At 31.0% G+C, this 294-nt stretch carries 1 pseudogene; it reads left to right on the top strand.

Annotated elements, in window-relative coordinates:
* Positions 1-88: 88 nt before the first annotated feature.
* Positions 89-294: pseudogene (locus A6M14_RS14175) on the top strand (IS5/IS1182 family transposase); the annotation flags it as partial.

Raw genomic sequence — 294 nt, 5'->3', positions numbered from 1 at the left:
TAGACTTCCGTCATAAATCAAAAAACGTACAATTTATTTGATCTTAAATTAATCAGCAAAATTATTTAATTCAAGGGATAATCCTTGGATGAAATTCAAAGATATTCAAAAATTATCAGACGTTAAGTTTCGTAGGCTTACCGGTGTTAGTTGGGCTACATTTAACCTCATGTTGGCCGAGCTAAATAAGGAGTTACCTTGTCATATTGGTAAAGGACGACCACATAAATTACCGTTGAAAGATCTTTTGCTCTTATGTATAGAATATTGTATTGAATATCGAACTTTTTTATA

Origin of the sequence: Acinetobacter portensis, assembly GCF_009372215.1 — a bacterium.
In the GTDB taxonomy this organism is placed as follows: Bacteria; Pseudomonadota; Gammaproteobacteria; order Pseudomonadales; family Moraxellaceae; genus Acinetobacter; species Acinetobacter portensis.
This window is presented reverse-complemented; position numbering and strand designations above follow the sequence as displayed.